This window comes from Sphingobacterium sp. Lzh-3 (genome assembly GCF_046764375.1).
Lineage (GTDB): Bacteria > Bacteroidota > Bacteroidia > Sphingobacteriales > Sphingobacteriaceae > Sphingobacterium.
In genome coordinates, this window is record NZ_CP177226.1 from 1,182,954 (window position 1) to 1,201,990 (window position 19,037).

Annotated in this window: 10 protein-coding genes; 6 read left to right on the top strand and 4 right to left on the bottom strand. The window is 40.1% G+C overall.

Going from position 1 to position 19,037, the window contains the following annotated elements; all coding sequences use genetic code 11:
- Window positions 1-9 precede the first annotated feature (9 nt).
- Entirely contained in the window at window positions 10-2,286 is a 2,277-nt protein-coding gene (locus ACLCDV_RS04870) for a multicopper oxidase family protein (RefSeq protein WP_317668268.1), read from the top strand.
- Window positions 2,287-2,664: 378 nt separating this feature from the next.
- On the opposite strand, the gene ACLCDV_RS04875 is transcribed toward ACLCDV_RS04870, so the two are convergent.
- Together ACLCDV_RS04875 and ACLCDV_RS04880 are read right to left on the bottom strand one after the other, a co-directional pair.
- Window positions 2,665-3,663 (bottom strand): beta-ketoacyl-ACP synthase III, encoded by a 999-nt coding sequence (locus ACLCDV_RS04875; protein WP_317668267.1) that lies wholly within the window; start codon window positions 3,661-3,663, stop codon window positions 2,665-2,667.
- 303 nt (window positions 3,664-3,966) lie between these two features.
- Window positions 3,967-5,400 carry a PLP-dependent aminotransferase family protein gene (locus ACLCDV_RS04880; RefSeq protein ID WP_411973023.1) on the bottom strand — a complete coding sequence of 478 codons (1,434 nt, stop codon included), beginning with the start codon at window positions 5,398-5,400 and terminating at the stop codon, window positions 3,967-3,969.
- 219 nt (window positions 5,401-5,619) lie between these two features.
- On the opposite strand from ACLCDV_RS04880, the gene ACLCDV_RS04885 reads away from it, so the two are divergent.
- The gene (locus tag ACLCDV_RS04885; RefSeq protein ID WP_333576744.1) at window positions 5,620-6,777 is read left to right on the top strand and encodes an aspartate aminotransferase family protein; all 1,158 of its coding nucleotides are present in this window, start codon (window positions 5,620-5,622) and stop codon (window positions 6,775-6,777) included.
- A 135-nt stretch (window positions 6,778-6,912) separates the two neighbouring features.
- Window positions 6,913-7,326: an NUDIX domain-containing protein gene (locus ACLCDV_RS04890; RefSeq protein WP_317668264.1), complete on the top strand. Its 414-nt coding sequence runs from the start codon at window positions 6,913-6,915 to the stop codon at window positions 7,324-7,326.
- A gap of 15 nt (window positions 7,327-7,341) precedes the next feature.
- On the opposite strand, the gene ACLCDV_RS04895 is transcribed toward ACLCDV_RS04890, so the two are convergent.
- Together ACLCDV_RS04895 and ACLCDV_RS04900 are read right to left on the bottom strand one after the other, a co-directional pair.
- Window positions 7,342-7,869, bottom strand: coding sequence for a hypothetical protein (locus ACLCDV_RS04895; RefSeq protein WP_411973024.1), 528 nt, complete (start codon window positions 7,867-7,869; stop codon window positions 7,342-7,344).
- A gap of 114 nt (window positions 7,870-7,983) precedes the next feature.
- The gene (locus tag ACLCDV_RS04900) at window positions 7,984-11,157 is read right to left on the bottom strand and encodes an AsmA-like C-terminal region-containing protein (RefSeq protein ID WP_411973025.1); all 3,174 of its coding nucleotides are present in this window, start codon (window positions 11,155-11,157) and stop codon (window positions 7,984-7,986) included.
- Between the two features lie 176 nt (window positions 11,158-11,333).
- On the opposite strand from ACLCDV_RS04900, the gene ACLCDV_RS04905 reads away from it, so the two are divergent.
- The 3 genes from ACLCDV_RS04905 to ACLCDV_RS04915 all read left to right on the top strand — a co-directional run bounded on the left by ACLCDV_RS04905 (window position 11,334) and on the right by ACLCDV_RS04915 (window position 19,024).
- The gene (locus tag ACLCDV_RS04905; protein WP_411973026.1) at window positions 11,334-12,680 is read left to right on the top strand and encodes a sensor histidine kinase; all 1,347 of its coding nucleotides are present in this window, start codon (window positions 11,334-11,336) and stop codon (window positions 12,678-12,680) included.
- A 382-nt stretch (window positions 12,681-13,062) separates the two neighbouring features.
- Window positions 13,063-15,666, top strand: a complete 2,604-nt coding sequence (locus ACLCDV_RS04910; RefSeq protein ID WP_411973027.1) for a zinc-dependent metalloprotease — start codon at window positions 13,063-13,065, stop codon at window positions 15,664-15,666.
- 19 nt (window positions 15,667-15,685) lie between these two features.
- Complete coding sequence (locus tag ACLCDV_RS04915; protein ID WP_411973028.1) at window positions 15,686-19,024, top strand: SusC/RagA family TonB-linked outer membrane protein; 3,339 nt, start codon at window positions 15,686-15,688, stop codon at window positions 19,022-19,024.
- Window positions 19,025-19,037 lie beyond the last annotated feature (13 nt).

Consider the following 19,037-nt stretch of genomic DNA (forward strand, 5'->3'; position numbering starts at 1 on the left):
TGAATGAACATGCGTAAAAAGAGTAATATATTAACGGTTGTTTTATTATTGATGACACAACTGACAGTGCTGGCCCAGAAAGTGGTTCGTCATGACCTTTATGTACGGGATACCATTGTCAATTATGCCGGCAAATCAAAACGGGCAATCGCTGTAAACGGACAGATTCCGATGCCTACCCTGACTTTTACTGAAGGAGATACGGCGGAAATTGTTGTTCACAATGAGTTAAAGGAGAGTACGTCGCTACATTGGCATGGTATTTTTCTGCCGAACAAAGAAGACGGAGTGCCACACCTGACGCAGGAACCTATAAAGCCGAATTCGACTTATACCTATCGCTTTCCGATAATCCAGCACGGTACACACTGGTATCATTCGCATTCCGGCCTACAGGAACAGATCGGTATGTATGGTAGTCTTATTCTCAACAAGCGTGCAGATGATAAGACTTTCCGCAAAGGAATTGATGATTTACCCACGATTCCGGTCATATTGAGTGAATGGACAAATTATAATCCCAATAACATTCAGCGGATGTTACACACGGCCAACGATTGGGCCGCGATAAAAAAAGGCGCTACGCAATCGTACGTTGAAGCTATTAAAGAAGGGAAGTTTAAGACGAAAGTCACGAATGAATGGAAACGTCAGCTGGCAATGGATGTCAGTGATGTGTATTATGATAAGGTCCTGATGAACGGGGCTCATTCCACGGATTTAAAATCGGTGAATGGTAAAGCTTTGAAAGCAGGAGATAAAGTGCGTTTACGAATTTCCAACGGAGGTGCTTCGTCTTATTTTTGGCTGCGCTATGCCGGTGGCAAAATTACCGTTGTTGCCAATGATGGGAATGATGTGGTACCGGTGGAGGTCGATCGATTAATGATTGCCGTATCGGAGACTTATGATGTCGTTGTAACAATACCAAATGAAGGTACAGCTTACGAATTCATGGCAACAACAGAAGATCGAACGCAATCTGCGAGTTATTTTGTCGGAAATGGCATCAAACAGTTGATTTCTCCACTTCCCCGCCTTAAATATTTTGAAGGCATGAAGATGATGAACGATATGATGAAGATGAATGGGGATCTCAATGATATGGGTATGAAGATGAGTCTGAATCAGATGGATATGAATGTGGTGATGTATCCCGAAATTACAGGTGATGGAAAGAAAAAAGAAGATCACAGTAAACATAGCGGTATGGATCATGGACAAATGAAGATGGAAGAAGATCCCAATCGTTATAATGCCAATGCATTGGGCGATATTGTAACGCTAAACTATGCGATGTTGGAATCTCCTCAAGCGACAGAACTGCCTAAAGAAGCGCCGATACGAGATCTTAAATTTACGCTTACGGGAAATATGAGCCGTTATGTATGGAGCATGGACAATAAAATTCTCTCTGAAACGGATAAGATACCTGTAAAAAAGGGCGAGGTATTGCGCATTTCCATCTATAATAATTCGATGATGCGTCATCCAATACATCTGCATGGCTTTGACTTTAGACTGTTGAATGGAAAAGGATCAAAAGCGCCATTGAAAAATGTGGTGGATATCATGCCAATGGAGACGGATACGATCGAATTCTTAGCAAATGAAGAAGGTGACTGGTTTTTTCATTGCCACATCCTGTATCATATGATGGCTGGGATGAATCGCGTATTTGCTGTGGATGATTATAAAAATCCAAATCTTCCAGACAAAGCCAAAGCCTACAAGGAATTGCAAATGGAAAGTAATATGACCCATTTTATGGCACAAAATGATTTTGCGACCAATGGAAATGACGGTCAGGCCATGTTTCAGAATGCGCGTTGGCAGCTCGGTTCCGAATGGCGATTAGGGTATAACGATATGCATGGCTATGAGGTGGAAACCCACCTGGGAAGATACTTTGGGAAGATGCAATGGTTTATGCCATTTGTAGGTTTTGATTATCGTTATCGCCGTATGGGGCAGGATGAACATGAGAAAAATATCTTTGGGCAGGCCAATAAAAAAGATAGTCGCAAAGCTTTGAGTCTAGGTTTTATGTATACTTTACCTATGTTGGTCAATTTTCAGGCGGAGGTGTATCACGATGGTATTGTCAGATTGCAGCTGATGCGAGAAGATATTCCGATCGCTAGAAGAATCCGTGGTGATTTTATGGTCAACTCGGACCTTGAATATATGGCGGGACTAAATTATGTCATCACGAAAAATATGGCGTTTAGAACGCATTATGATAGTGATATGGGCTTTGGTGTAGGCTTGTCATTAAATTATTAAAGCGTAGATCTTATTTGAGTTAGGGGGCTTTGCAATGCAAAGCCCCCTTTTCTTTTGCCATTAAAAGATAGGATAGATGGAGGAAATCTTCTTAAATGATACAAACTTTATGGGGACTTTATTGGAAATTAAATCGGACTTTAGACGCTTTTATCCGAATGAGGTCCCTATAAGCTCCCTATAAGCTCCCTATAAACTCCCCATTATTTGTTACTTTCTTCTTCACAGTGCTGCCTGTAAAAAGAGGATAGCTTCGATTCTTCTTGCGCAATGGCGAAGCTGTTTTTGGTAGCGGGAATTAAAGAAAAACCCCAGAAATCATTGATTCCTGGGGTTTCATTTTAGTGTGAATTTATGACGACTAAAGTTTTTGATCGCTTAAATCATCCATTTAAATATGCTGGCTCCCCAAGAGAAACCTGCACCAAAGGCGGTTAACATGACTAAATCACCGGTATTTAATTTTTTAATATTTTGCCAGATACATAGTGGGATCGTGGCAGCAATGGTATTTCCTAGGTATTCGATATTACTTAACGCTCTATCTTCTGGTATATTAAGACTACGCCCAACGGCATCAATGATGCGCTGATTAGCCTGATGTGGGATTAACCAATTGATATCTTCAATCTGTAGGTTGTTGCGTTGCAAAACCGTATTGCAGGCATCGCTCATAGACTGCACAGCATGTTTAAATACAGTTTTACCATCTTGTTTCAGGAATCTGTTGTCGTTAACAGGAAGATTGCTGTCGATTGGATACAAAGAACCGCCGGCTTCAATTTTTAAAAATTCTTTTCCCGCTCCATTGCTACATAGATAGGCATCCATAATTCCACCTTCTAAAGATGGCTCAAGCCATATCACACCAGCGCCATCACCGAAAAGAATATTGGTTGAACGGTCTTTTAAATCGACATAAGTACTGATGTTATCGGCTCCGACTACGAGTACATTTTTATAACGTCCAGTCTCAACGAGAGCAGAAGCCATATCTAAGGCATATAAAAATCCAGAGCAAGCAGCATTGACATCAAAAGCCCAAACATTGGTAAGACCTAATTTTTCTAAAATGATATTTGCTGTTGCCGGCATCGGCATATCAGGTGTCGAAGTCGCCACAATTAAGGCATCCACATCGTTCAGATTTTTATGATATTGTGTTGCCAAATCTTGTATAGCTTTTACAGCCATGTCTGATGTGGCAAGATTTTCATCTAAAATTCTCCGCTCCTTAATACCTGTGCGTTTGATAATCCACTCATCGGATGTATCGCAAAACTGCTCTAAATCTGTATTCGATCTTTTATTCGGTGGAATATATCCGCCAATACCAGTTATTGCTGCATATGGCCTGCTGGGTATTCTCTCAGTCATAAATTAATGTACTCTATTCTCTCTCTTTATATAGCTATCCTATTAGGAATTACTCGTGTGTTTTTTGCGCCGTAAAACTACGGTTAATTTATGCGATTAATAAGTGAAAAAATTGATTTTTGACAAAATAATTACGTTTATCAGCATTTTTAACTGTTTTTTACGTATTGCCTATACTAATCTTTTAATCGGTCTTTATGGGGCGGAATTAAATATTGAATGTGCTTGTTTTTTCGAAATTTTAATCTAAAGAAGTTCGTCCAAATTGGAAAATAGTCTAGTTGCTTTTTGTGTTTCAAACCATTACGTGGAGAGTTTTGCCTGTTCCAAAAGTTCAGCCAAAATGACTATTCCTTCTTCGATTAATTCCTCTGATAAGGATCCGTAGCCTAGCCGTATTCCGCCAAAAGCATTTTCTCTGCTGTAGTTTTCGGGATGCGGTATATGTACTGATTTTTCCTTTAATTTTTGGAATAAAAATGCCCAGTCGATTTGATGTTTAAAAGATAGCCAAACCGCCAATCCCCCTTGTGGAGAAGTGTAGTTCACATGATCCTGCAGATGTTTGTCCAATTGGGCGATCATAAAATCACGTTTCCTTTTGTAAAGCTGTGTTGCCTTTCGGATATGTCTACGAATTGTTCCATCCTGAATGAGTTCCAGTACAGCTTGCTCCATAATATTGTCACCTTGGATATCGATGATGTAGCGAAGTTCGGTAATCTGCTGGAGCAACTGCTCGTTTCTCGTTGCAAGATAACCGATACGGAGTGCTCGTGCGACAACTTTGCTCAGCGTACCAATGTATACTGTATTGATCAGCTCCTGCTGTGAAGCGAGCGGATAATAGGGAACTTGTTCAAAATGAAATTCGTAGTCGTAATCATCCTCAATGATCGTAAAGTTATATTGGTTGGATAATGCTATTAATTGTGATCTCCGTTCTTTGTTTAATGTGACAGTGGTTGGATATTGTCGATGTGGGGTAAGGTATAGCGCCTTAATATTGCTCTTTTTCAATAAATGAGGTAGCAATTCTTCAACGATAAGACCATCGGTATCCACGGGAATAGGAATCAATTTCGCACCGGCTTTTTCAAAGATCTTCCAGGCTGAATGGTATCCAGGGGACTCTACAAAGATATAATCATCGTGCTTCAATAGGCATTGAGCGACCAAGTACATGGCCATTTGGCTTCCACGGCTGATACATAGCTTATTTTTATCGATGTGCATGTTGCGTTCGATGTTGAGCATATTGGCGATTTCTTCACGAAAATCTAGATGACCTCGGGGATCGGCATATCCCATCATTTTCCAACGTGCGCTGCGTTTAAAAATTTGGCGATAGGCCCGTCCGAGCTGTTCTACCGGGGCAATCTTACTGTCTGGATTACCGTCATCGAATATTATGCGTGTGGGAGGCTGATGATCAGATAATTCGATCTTTTGTGCAACATATAGGTTCGAGCCATAAGGTAATTGGGCCGCTACAAATATACCTCTACGTGCTTGACTAACCAGCCAGCCTTCGCTCAACAGCAACTGTATGGCGTCAATTACCGTGTTTCGGTTTAATTTTAGTTGGGCTGCAAGAGATCTGCTACTCGGTAAGGCCGTTCCCTTCGGCAATCTACCTGATTGAATATCAGCAGCAATGTTATCCGCTATTTGGATGTAAATCGCTTTTGAAGAGGATCTGTCAATATCTATCGTTAAATTCCAAGGTCTAAGCATGAGCCTGTTGTATCCGGTAATTGTTCAAATATACAATTGTTCTGCAGGATTAAAATACATTTGATAGATGGTGCATGAGCAGTGCTGCGCTATTCTATTTAAGATGAGTTATTTTGTTTATTGCCTGTGTCGGCTGGACTAGGAATAAATAACCATCTTGGACTAGGAATGGAAGGGGATTTAAGTGGATTTTTGAGTTTTACTAATTCTAAGTCATTCATGAAACCATTTCCCGTTTTTGAGAAAGTTGATATTGCGATCGAACGAGCCCTTGGTTGCTTTGTCTATGATAAACAGCAACAGGCCTATCTAGATCTCTATGGTGGTCATGCCGTTATTTCTGTTGGGCATAGCCATCCGCATGTTGTTGAGCAAACTATACAACAGATGAACAAAATAGGATTTTATTCAAATGCAGTTACAAACGATCTTCAGGATCGTTTGGCCCAACGCTTAGGTAATGCCTGTGGCTATCCGACCTATGCTATTTTTTACAGTAATTCGGGAGCTGAAGCAAATGAAAATGCACTGAAGTTAGCTTCGTTCCATACGGGAAGGAGGAAAGTATTGGCGATGTCCAATGCGTTTCATGGGAGAACTTCAGCTGCGGTTGCGGCAACGGATATCCAGTCAATTCGTGCACCAATAAACGAAAGTGAACAATTTGTCTTTACACCTTTCAATGAGATCTCCAGTTTGAAAAAACAATTGGAAACGGAAGAATATTGTGCGGTCATTATTGAACCTATTCAAGGAGTAGGGGGAATTCATCGGGCAAGTCCTAGTTTCTTACAGGAAGTAAGAGCAATCTGCACGAAAACTGGGACTATGCTTATTTTGGATGAAATTCAATGCGGTTATGGGCGCACGGGACTTTTCTTTGCACATCAGCATGCTGGGATAGAAGCCGATCTAATTACTGTGGCCAAAGGGATTGCAAATGGGCTGCCAATGGCGGCGACAATTATTTCGCCTAAAATAAAGCCGGTCATAGGACAATTGGGGACTACTTTTGGCGGCAGTCATGCGGTCTGCGCGGCGGCTCTGGCTGTACTTGAAGTAATTCAAAAGGAGCAATTGATTGATAATGCCGCAGCTGTAGGTGAATTTTTGTTGACAGAATTAAGAAAAATTCATGGCGTGAGTGAAGTTAGGGGGCAAGGTTTGATGATTGGCGTAGAGTTTGAAAACGATATTCGACATCTGCGGAAAGAATTGCTGTTTTCTGAAAAGATTTTTACAGGATATGCAGGACGCTATACGCTCCGTTTATTACCGCCGCTGTGTTTTACCATGCATCATGCGGAGACTTTTTTGAAGAGTCTACGGAAGCTTGTGCTCAAAGATAAACTAGCCCATGCTGTTTCGGGATATTGATTAGCCTCTCTATTGATTTTGTGCAAAGTTTTAATGAAGGATTCTCCAAATTAGCTGTCGCGCTTTGATAAATGTCGTAAAAGAAGTAATTTCACATCTAGCGTATTTAATCAGTAATAGCTTATAATACATTTCATGACAACAACAAAATGTTTGCCTACAGCGGGTTTAGTGAGTATTAAGGAGGATAAATTATTATTAGCGTATAGCAACAATAGAAAGGCATGGTATCTGCCGGGGGGAAAGATTGATGCGGGGGAGGAAGCTCTGCAGTCCCTTCGTCGTGAGATTTTGGAGGAGCTAAATATCAATCTGGATCCGGATAAAATATCCTATTATTGCCATGTTACAGCCCCGGCATATGGGCTTGTGCCAGAGGTTATCATGGAACAAGATTGTTTTTTGTATCCATTAACAGAACAGATCGAACCCAGTAATGAGATTGGCGCCGTTCGTTATTTTTCACACCAAGAGTACCTGGAAGAACCGATCCAGGTCATTGGCGTTTTGCATGTGTTTGACAAGTTGAAGGCTGACGGATTGATTTGAAAAACCCTGTCGCTTCTAGATGCCGTAGCCTTCATTGAGACAGCTTATACCTTTTGTGTCTTTTAAAGGAATAATTTTCTGGCTTTTGGTATCCATGCGCCATGCCTTGACGATTTTGTCGAAATATTCTTTGCTTTCATCGACCCGGCTAATGGCTATAATTTCAATGTTTGGTTTGTCACCTTGCTTGCAGTTGCATAAGCTAAGCTGCTCGTTGGACTTCAGTTTTTGGATATTGATGGTATCCAAAATCTTGTATTTGACTTTACCTTTGCTATCATCGGGTAATAATTCCTCTAAAATACAAACACCATTTTTGGCATTTGTAAAATAGCCGGCAGCAAAGCGATAATCGCCCTGTGCATTCTTGTCGGTTTCAATAAGTGCGCCAGTTGTGTAGGTATAAGATTTTAATTCAGCAATTTCGTTGATCTCACGGAATACTTTCCCATATAAGGGATTTTTCTGATCGTTAACGGTATTGAAACTGGACCAACTGCAGATGGATAGAACCGCAAGGGGTATAATTAGTATGTATCTCATAGTTTTCATCAATTAAAAACGTTATTAAGTTAACAAATCTTTCTGTTAACTTAATAACGTTTTTAATTGAGCACTATTGTGTCGACTGGATTTACTAAAAAACTAATTACGCGTTTACTTAGTCTGTGTTTCTTGCACTTTTTGAGATTCTTTATATACTTTACTGTCCTCGTCATCCATGTCCATATCGAGATCCTCTTCTTTGTATTTTCCCATTTTTAAGTGAAAGTTATCTGGAGTGCCCGTAATTCGCATAGGTATCCCAAAGATTCCAAAAGGAGGTAAGCCCAGTCTAAAACCCAGGTTCATCCGTCCGTCTAAGGTTACTTGACCTTCAAAGCGGGGCCTGAATCCCATCATTTTCATTTTCGTGCGTTCGATGGTCATCACATTATTTTTGATATGGGATTTAATAACAACTTTTTTTACTTCGCCATCCTTCAATTTTTCTTTGGAAGTAGATTGACTAATTCCATTGAGTAGTTTGAAGCCTCTGAACTTAATCTGATTTAGTGTTAAGGATCCCTCGCCGACGATAGAAGGCATTATAGGTTGCATATTGCCATTCAATAGACCACCCAATTTGTAATCCAATGAAACAAGACCATAAGCATTTTTGGCAGAGCTAACCATTTCTCTGAACATCGGTATCTCTTTGTAAGCGCGTTGAATATCAAAGCTGTCGGCTTTCACCGCATAATCGAAACTTGCTCTACGTGGATTTATGGGACGATAACTTCCGTTCATATCTACTTTTAGTCCCGCGAGTTCAAAGTTTGTTTTATTCAGTGTCATCTTACCTTCTTTTACCTGTAGGTCTCCTTTGAAATCTTTGATATTCATTTTGTTATATGATATGGCGTTGACAAGCCCTAAGACCTGAACGTCCAAATTTTTGGGGAGAAGAACCACACCGCTTTCGGAGGAGCTTGCTGTTGTAGACGAACTAGGGCTGGCAAAAACCATGAAATCATCCACATTGATTTTCTTGCTGCTGAGTGTAAATTGACCTTTTAACGGTGCTTGACTACTTGTTGCATAATTAATAATATTGTTGAGATATCCTTTGATGGAAATATCATTCTTAGCATAGGCAACCAGGAATTTATCGAAATTCATTTTCTCCTGATTGAAACTGAAGTTCCCACTTCTAATTGCAATAGGCTGTGGAAGCATGTCGGACTGAACTTGGATATTTCCAATACTTAACCGACCGCTATTTTGGAGTCGGTTATAATGACCATTGGTGGCATCGCTCTGTAAGCCTTTTAAACTGAAATCCGTATAGATAAAGCCATCGACATTGGTACCATCCAATGCAAAGAGTTTATAAATAGGGCCGAGATTGAGCTTACCCTTGGACTGTATGTTGTATTTGATGTTATTGAAGTTCTTGAGGTCTGCATTCAAGAAAAAAGGTTCACCAGCAAATGTAAATGATACCGGTAGAATTTTGACATTCAGATCTCGAAGTGAACCTTTTTCGCTATTGACAAAAGCTTCGACCTGAATATTTTCCATCGGGATAGGATAATCATTTGACTTGATTAACCCATTCTTCATCACGATGGAAGTATTGGTTTCGGGAAAAATGTTTCGTTTGAGATCCACATAACCTTTTGCTATCAGGTTGACATCCACCAATCCGGCCAATTCGACTTGTTTAATTGGGTAGAAATTTTTGATATCTGCTAAATTAAATGATGCCTTTAAATCCGAATTGACTGCAATTTTATTAAAATCTGTTATTGAAATAAATCCTTTTATATAGTTGTTAAGTGCCTGAACAGAAATGTCATGGATTGCTATTGATGCACTTTTTAACTGGCCATCGGGATCCTTTGCTTCTAGACGATAGGCAATTTTGTCCAATCCCTGTGGGAGCTTAGCCAATTTGAATTTACCATCTACGAGTGTATTTTTGATATCAAAAGTAGGAATGGATGCGACGTATTCCTGTTTGCGCTTTTGGAGCCCTATCTTACGAACAGCTTTGGCGTATGTGCCGTCGATTTTTGCGTCAAGATTCCACTTTCCACCGAAAGAAAAATCGGGAAACTGTAGCGAGGCATGGAGTTTATCGAGATTAAGATCACTTTTTATGTTGGCATGCACGGTTACAGGGTGTAAACCCGCAATGTTGCCCTGTGCATTGAAATAGCCTGAAGCAACTTTAAAGTCAAATTGTTTAAGATCAATTTGTAGTGAGTCTGGATTCAGTGCCGGCAAGTCTATCCGTAATTTTGCATTCCAGTCTGTTAGCGGATTGGTGGATTGTTTATACGCGAGAAAGCCATTGTTGACCATGAGCCCAAGTGAAAGATTAGGCATTTTGTTGTTGTCGACAATATAATCACCTTCTAGGTTAACAAAAACCTCAGATGTACCTTTCACGGAGAGGTCATTGATCCAAGAAGCATAGCTATTTGGGACTAATGAAAGTAATTCGGCCAAGGTGCTTTCCTGTGATTTTAATTTAAAATCTAGGTGATAACCATGGGAAATAAAAGACAACAATCCACGGAAACGAACTGGTAATTGATTTATTTTAATATCATTTCGTTCGAAGACGAAGGATAACGTATTGGTATTGATCCGTGTTAGCAAATTGGCATCGATCGACTTTTTGTCCACATATAATTCATTGTCAAAGGAAAATGAAAAGGATTCAATTTTTGCACGTGTGTTCAAGTCAAAAATATTTGACATCAGATCTCCCTTACCCTCATATTCGAGATCTTTTGCCTCTATTTGAAGCGGAATGGAGCGGTCCTCATAATGGAGATTTGTTTTTTCAAGTTTAATTAATTGAAAAGCCAAAGCGCTACTTTCTGCATTATCTTGTGTTTTTGTTGAATCTGACGGGGTGGATTTATAAATAGAATAATTGGCATTTCCCATAGAATCAACCAAGATGTTGATCTTTCCGCTGTTCACGATAAATTTATCGATGACAATTTTAGATTTGAGAAGACTCATAAGGTCCACACCAAAACTGACTTTTTTCGCGGCGAGCAGCGTATCGTATTTAAAAGGCTCTGCCCCTTTTAGTAAGACATCATCCATCGATGCAGTAAGCAAAGGGAATTGATCAAAGAAGGTTAATCTTACTTTTGAATAATTTAACTCACCAGTAATATGCTCGTTTACGAGTGATTTGACCTTGCTATTTACTTCATTTTCGAATATATAGGGAATAGATAATATGCTGATAACGAGTAGTACGACGATGCTTGTAAAAACGATAGCGATACGTTTCACAACTTTTATAAATGTTGCTTTTGACACTTTGTAATTTTTTGTGGTTACAAAAATCAGAAAATTATTATTAATCTTTATTAAATGCGCCATTTATTTTGGTTAGCTCTTGGAATATGTCGTTTTTCATTGACAAAAGGCTGGGTTAGAGCTTTCTTATGAACTTGTTTGCTAAAGCTTTGAAAATTTTGATGTATTTTTGCGCCGTGAAATTTCGATTTAAAAATGCCGAACAGAAAAATAGTATTATCCTGATTGTCTGTTTGTTGTTGCTGCTGCTGGTAGGAGGGGGATTGCTCGGTGTTATCCATCATAAAGTTGATCGTCTTAAGAAAAGAATATTGATCGATTTTTCGGATGAGAATATGTTTCTTGTCAAAAAGCAATTGGAATTGCTACAGCAGGATCTGTACCTTTCTGAGAAAAAAATATTGGAACAACCCACGTTTGATCCAAAGGAAAGTGGTGATTCCTTATTGGTCATTATCCCGGTCGGCCAACCTGATTATATGAGCCATAGGATGCTAACATTGTTACGGACACGAACAATAAATCATCGGTTATATCATATCTATATGGATATTGAAAAGCTGAATGCTTATTTTGCAAAGCTCAATTTCGGAAGGCGGGCTTATTTTGAGATCTATGATGACCGCGGCATCTGTGTTTATTCTCCTGATAATCGAACATGGGGAAAGAGAAATACTTCCGCTGTGTCAAAACAGGGACAAATTGTCAAGTCAGATTTTCTGCAGCTGGACGTGATGGTTAATTCGTATCCCTGTAACATTCTGTTTGTTGGTGGTGAAATCAAGGTGTATGTTCTCTTGTTGAGCATTGAAGAAGAAATCCAGGAACTGTTGACCTATAGTATCTTGCTCGGTGTGGGGTTAATGTTGGTGGCGATGGTATTGATCTATTTTAATGTTATGGAGCGACGCAAGATTCAACAATTGAAATTGCTGGCCTTGAAGCAGGAAAATGAATATACGCAGATGCGTCTCGTACAATTGCGACAACAGATCAATCCACATTTTCTATTCAATACATTTGGGTCGCTTCAGTACCTGATCGGAAAAGACGATGAACTGGCCAAGTCTTTTATTGGAAAGATGACCAAGGTTTATCGTAAAATGTTGCGTACAGATGAGGCAGAATGGTCTACGCTAAGGGAGGAACTGGAATTGGCCAAAGCCTATTTCTTTTTGCAGCAGGTGCGGTTCGGCGCGGCATTGCAGGATATGGATATAAATATTCCAAGAGAATTATTAGAACAGAAAATTCCACGTTTGGGTTTGCAAATGCTGATTGAGAATGCGATAAAGCATACACGTATTTCGAAAGAGAATCCGCTTACTATTCGTTTAATCTATATACCCGAAACCAACCTGCTGGAGGTTAGCAACAACTGGCAGCCAAGACAGGGAGCAGAGCTTGAAGGTGAGGGGTACGGGCTCAATTATTTGTCATCCATCTATAGTTACTATGCCATGGCAGGTTTTCATTTTGGGATAGCGTCGGGGCAATTTATTGTGCGATTACCACTCGCATAATGCTGTATATGAATAATGAAATTGGAGGTGTCTGCGTATTCATGTTTTTATAGTGCGTGTTCATCACTCTGAACGACGTGTTCATCCCTTTATGTGTTATTCTGTACAATATTTTTAACAAATTTGGCTCTTAATCCAGCGGTTTTAGTTTGTGATTAGCCTAATCTTATCCCATAAAATGCCAAGGTCTTTATAAAGTGCAACTTATGATTGACCTCCATGGAATAGATGCAATTACTTTCTGTTACAAAATCCGAAGCTAAAACAGGCTTAGGATCAACAATGGATTTTCGGTTGATGTTACGTCGTCACCAGTGAAAAACAAATAGAATGCCACGAGCTCATTTATGCCTTTGAAAGCGAGCTCAAAAATAATTATTTGATGAAAAACACTTATACTAAGCTAGCCATTGGTCTTTTATTTTCGGCGGGTCTAATGCAATCTTGTTCTATATTGCAAACAGTAGGTTTAAGAAAAAAAGAGACGGTTACTTCTGCCAAAGATTCTACGGCAAAGAAAGATTCTACAGCTGCATACGACAAATTGTTGAAAGATGCGCGTGTGGATAGTGGAATGTTTACTGTGATCCGTAAAGAAAACAACTACTTCTTTGAAATTCCATTGAAAAAGATGGGGCAAGATATATTGTTGATCCAAAAGCTATCTTCTGTACCGTTGGCCTTGAATGAGGCTGGGGTAAACAAAGGGATGAATTATGAAAATAAGGTCATCCGGTTTACACTTCGCAAAGAGAAGAAAGAGGTATGGGTTTCGGAGATTAAGCCGCAGGTTGAAGTCCCTAAAGGTGACGCAATAGCCGCTTCGGTATATGATAATTATCGCCCTTCTTATATTGAATCTTTTAAAATTGAAAGCTATTCAAAAGATTCAAGTGCCGTGGTGATCAAAGTCAACAAAGTATTTGATGGTTCAGAAAAAAGCTTTACGGATGTGTTTACGTCTTTGGGTTTGGGAACTTCACCTAAAACGAGTATATCTACCGTTGAAGACATTAAATCCTATGCGAATAATATCGTTGTGAAGTCTGTATTCTCTACCAAGGTTACTGAAGGTAATGAATCTGTACCGGTTTCTTTAGAAATTACAAGTAACCTTTACGAATTGCCTGAAAATCCTATGGTTGCGCGGTTTGCAGATCCAAGAGTAGGTTTCTTTACTTCACCACGGTGGTATTTTAATGATAAACAACAGGAACTGGATAAGAAAAATCTGGTCAATCGCTGGCGTTTAGAACCGCGTGACGAAGATAAAGCGCGATATCTGAAAGGGGAGTTGGTCGAACCAAAGAAACCGATTGTCTTTTATTTAGATCCGGCGACACCAAAACAGTGGCGACAAGCCATCATCGATGGAGTTCATGATTGGCAGGTTGCCTTTGAAGCAGCTGGTTTCAAAAATGCAATTCTGGCCAAACAACAGCCGGATAGTGTCAAATTTGATCCCGATGATGCCAATGTTTCCTCGATCGTTTATGCCGCATCTGCTCAGGCTAATGCCATGGGACCTTCTGTGGTCGATCCGCGCTCGGGGGAGATCCTTGAAGCCGATGTGATCTGGTGGCACAACGTCATGACGATTTTAAATAGCTGGATGCGTATACAAACAGGTATAGTAGATACATCCGTACGATCCAATGTGTTTTCGGATGAAAAAATGGCACATGCCATTCGCTTTGTTTCTTCCCATGAAATTGGCCATACCTTGGGTCTTATGCATAACATGGGCTCCTCGGCAAGTTTTCCTGTTGATTCATTGCGTAGCAAAAGCTTCACCGCCAAAATGGGGGGGACTGCTCCTTCAATTATGGATTACGCTCGTTTCAATTATGTGGCACAACCCGAAGATGGTGTGGAACAGATCACTCCTGTGATCGGTGCTTACGACAAGTATGCCATTGGCTGGGCTTACCGTTGGTATGGTAAAACGCAACCATGGGATGAAATTCCTTTGTTGAGAAAGGAAATTGACAGCCATGTACATGATCCTATTTACCATTACGGTGAACAGCAAGATTCTAAAAATATCGTCGATCCGCGGGCTCAATCGGAAGATCTTGGTGACGACGCGATGAAAGCTGGTGAATATGGCATGCTGAATCTGCGCCGTATGATGCCTAATATTATTAACTGGACCACTAATGTAGGTGATGATTACTACCGTGCCGGAAAATTATATATGGGGGTCGTCGGTCAATGGTACGCGTATGCAGACCATGTCTTAAATAATATCGGGGGTATATACCTGGAAAATGCTGTTTTGGGTGATCAAAAAGATGCCTATAGCCCAGTACCAAAAGACAAACAAGTGCGTGCTTTGGAATATCTCAAGAAGAATGTCTTTTACATGCCCGAGTGGTTGTTCGTCCCAGAGCTGATGGCGAAAACTTTTCCATTGAAAGATTCTCCAATAGGACCATTTGAGTATGCTCCTTATAACTTACAGCGTGAATTTCAATACGCTATGTTGTATAAACTGGTCAATGATGAACGTTTGCTGCGTATGGTTGAGATGGAAAATCTTTTTGGAAGTAGAAAAGCATGGAGTGCACCTGAGTTTCTAACTTCTGTACGTCAGACGATCTTTGCTAAAACCATCAGTGGACAATCGTTGGATCTTAAGACACGGATGCTACAACAAAACTATGTGGATGTTCTGATGGTATCTACCAATAAATCCATGGAGAAATTAAATGCGAAGAAACTGGCAGGCATTGAGCAACTGGTTGAAGCGACAAAACCTGATCTATGTTTACATCCACAACATGCATCCTCTTCACAAACGGGACTTCGGAATGTACATGTCACTGGCATGATACGCACTTCCGATATGTTGACCTATAAACGTGCTGAACTATATGAGATTTACCAGTTGCTGAAACAAAAGCAGCGGACAGGTGACGCGACTACAAAATCGCATTACATGGATCTTTTACTACGTATTGCAAATACCTTAGAATTAAACTAATATATTAACATCTACCAAAATGAATAAGTTTTTAATACCGTTGACCTTCATGTGTGTGCATGTTGCGCATGCGCAGGAATCCAGGGAACTGAAAGGAAAGGTTCTGGATGCGGTCACGTTAAAACCGGTCGTTGGGGCGACGGTTGTCGTTGAAAGTTCGGCAGTAGCAGAAGATATCGGTGTACCTAATCAGGTGCAGCAGTCGGCCTTGGGTTCATTGACCGATGCGGCTGGTGAATTTCGCTTAAAAGTGCCTAGTAATTTAAAATATGTAACGATTAGCTATGTCGGGTACCAGCGTATTCAGGTGCCGGTATTCCAGGATCATAAAACAATCTTGCTGCAGCCAAGTGGTGAATCCTTGGATGAGGTGATCGTAACAGGTTATACGGATATCAAAAAACGTAAGAATACGACGGCTTACAATAAAATCAATGTAGCAGACATCAAACAGACGGGGGTTGCATCGATCGATGAAATGCTTGCTGGTCAGGTAGCGGGTTTGCAGTTGAGCAATTTTAACGGTGGACCAAATAGTGCACCACAGATCCGTATCCGTGGTACGGTATCGCTGAATGGTACACAGGATCCCTTATGGGTGATTGATGGCTTGCCTATCGAAGGCACTGCAATGCCAAACCGAATAGATAAAGACGATCTTAATAGTTTGACAAATCTTCCTATTGCAGGCATCAACCCCGATGATATTGCCGATATTACCGTTTTGAAAGATGCTGCAGCGACTTCAATCTATGGTGCGAGGGCAGCAAATGGGGTGATTGTAATTACCACAAAAAGGGGTAAACCTGGACCTGCAAAATTACAGGTTTCGGCCAACACCTTTGTAACACAGCGTCCAGACTTTGGTAAACTTAATCTGATGGATGCCAGTGAAAAAATAGATTTCGAACTTTTGATGGCCGACCGTACCGATTTAAATTATCGTACAGATAAGGGGGCTGTTATGCGGATATTAAACAAAGCAAATGCATTGGATGCTTATCGTTCTGGTGGTTTAGCAGCTCTGTCGCCGGAAGTACAACAGTCAATCAATCAATTGCGCACACAACAAACAGACTGGGGGAAAGAATTGTACCGTCAGGCAATTAATCAACAATATTCGGCATCCATCTCTGGTGGTAATGATGGACATCGCTACTATTTGTCCAGTGGTTTTTATGATGAAAAAGGAGCGACAAAAGCGGTAGATCTCCGTCGTTATTCCCTCACGCTAAATAATGACTTTACAATCAACGATCGATTTAAAGCCGGTATTAATTTATTGGGCTCGGTCTCGAATAGACAAAATCCAATTCAAGATCGGGATGCTTTTACGAACCCAAGTTATTATGTGCGTTCAGTCAACCCATATCTTTCTATTTATGATCAATCTGGGAAATTTAACTATGACCCAGATATCGAGGGTTTTGAAAAAGATACCTATATTCCTTTTAATGCAATAGAGGAACGTGAGAATACCAAATATACATTGACGAATAAGGCGTTAAAAGCAATCAGTTATTTAGAATACGCTATTTTACCACAGTTATCCTTGAGAACAGAGCTTGGTTTGCAATTTGATGAAAATAAAACAGAAAAATTTGCTGATCAGGAAAGCTATAATACCCGCAAATTGCGCGCTGCTACACGTTACTATGATGCCGCTAGTAAGACAAATAAGTATTTCTTACCTGTAGGTGGAACGATCGAGAATTCCAATAATAGCGTGTTTCAATACAATTGGAAAACGTACTTAAAATACAATAAAACTTGGAACGATCGCCACGAACTGGAAGTAATGGGCGGAACAGAACTGAGACGGAGCAAGAGTGAGATTGTAACGACTAAAGGCTTTGGATACAACCCGGCCACATTGACGACGCAAACGCTTATCTTTCCAAACAGTACATACCAAAATGATTCAAGGTTCGTGCAATATAGAAAAGGATTTGTGGAAAGTTCTTATGCCTCGTTCTATGGGAATGCAACCTATACATTTGATCGGAAATACAACCTATATGCAAGTATTCGACAAGACGGTTCGAATATGTTTGGTGTAGATCCTAAATACCGCTTTCTTCCGATTTGGTCTATTTCTGGATCATGGAATGTATTGGAAGAAGAGTTTATAAAAGGAAAAACAGCCTTGTCTGATCTCCGAGTGCGGGCCTCTTATGGTACGCAAGGAAATATTGATCGCAATACCTATCCTTTTATTGTTGGATACTATAATAACATTACCATGTTACCAGGTAGTAATGAAGGAACAGTATTTGTCGATATGCCTGCCAATGATAAACTTCGCTGGGAAAAGACACAGTCATATAATGCCGGAATTGATTTGGGCTTATGGAAAAATAGATTAAATATCACTGTTGATTATTATAACAGAAAAAGCACAGACTTGATCGACTATAGCGCAATTCCATTAGAAAATGGTTTCCAAAATGTAAAAGTTAATTGGGCTTCCGCAAGAAATCAAGGTGTTGAATTGACTATCTCAAGCCGTCAAATCCAAACTGATAAATTTTCTTGGTCAACAGATTTTAATATTGCACATAATAACAACAAACTATTAAAGGTGCTGGCTAATCCAAAAGCTTATTCCCTTGAAACACAGGTAGGACGCCCAATTAATGGTTTATATGTGTTGGAAACAGCCGGATTGGATAAAGATGGGGTGATGCAATTTAGAAATCAAGATGGAACGGTTTCAAGCTTTGAGGAGTTCTATGGATTATATGATCCTTGGGCAGAGTTCCTGCCAGGGTATATTTCACAAACCGATATGACAGCTGCAGAATACCGCGCTAAATTTAAATATAAAGGCAGTAAAGATCCTAAGTTTGTTGGCGGTATGACCAACCGTTTCCGTTATGCTAACTTTGATCTTGCGATCTCTGCGGTATTTAATTTGGAACGTTGGGTGACCCGTACACCCACCTATAACCCGGCTTTGGTAGATCGGGGGCAGAATTACACTGTAGATCTGTTGAAGGCGGTTCAAAAGGACGGAAATATGCCCGCATTGGGAAGTATAAGTTCTGAATTAAATAATCGCTGGATGGCCTTTGGTTGGATGGAAAGCAACGATCCGATCAAATCATTCAACCTATATGATATCTGGGCCAAGAAAATGAGTTATGTCCGCATCAATAGTATACGTTTAGGTTACACCTTACCGGCCGCACTAAGCAAAAAAATTGGCGCAGGCAATTTGCGTGTGAATGTAGAAGGACGTAACCTTTTTGTTATCGGTGCTAATTACGACGGGTATTTTGATCCAGAGACCTATGGTAACTATTATGCGCAACCGATCAGTAAATCTTTTGCCTTTGGTCTGTCAGCAAGTTTTTAATTTTTTTAATTGA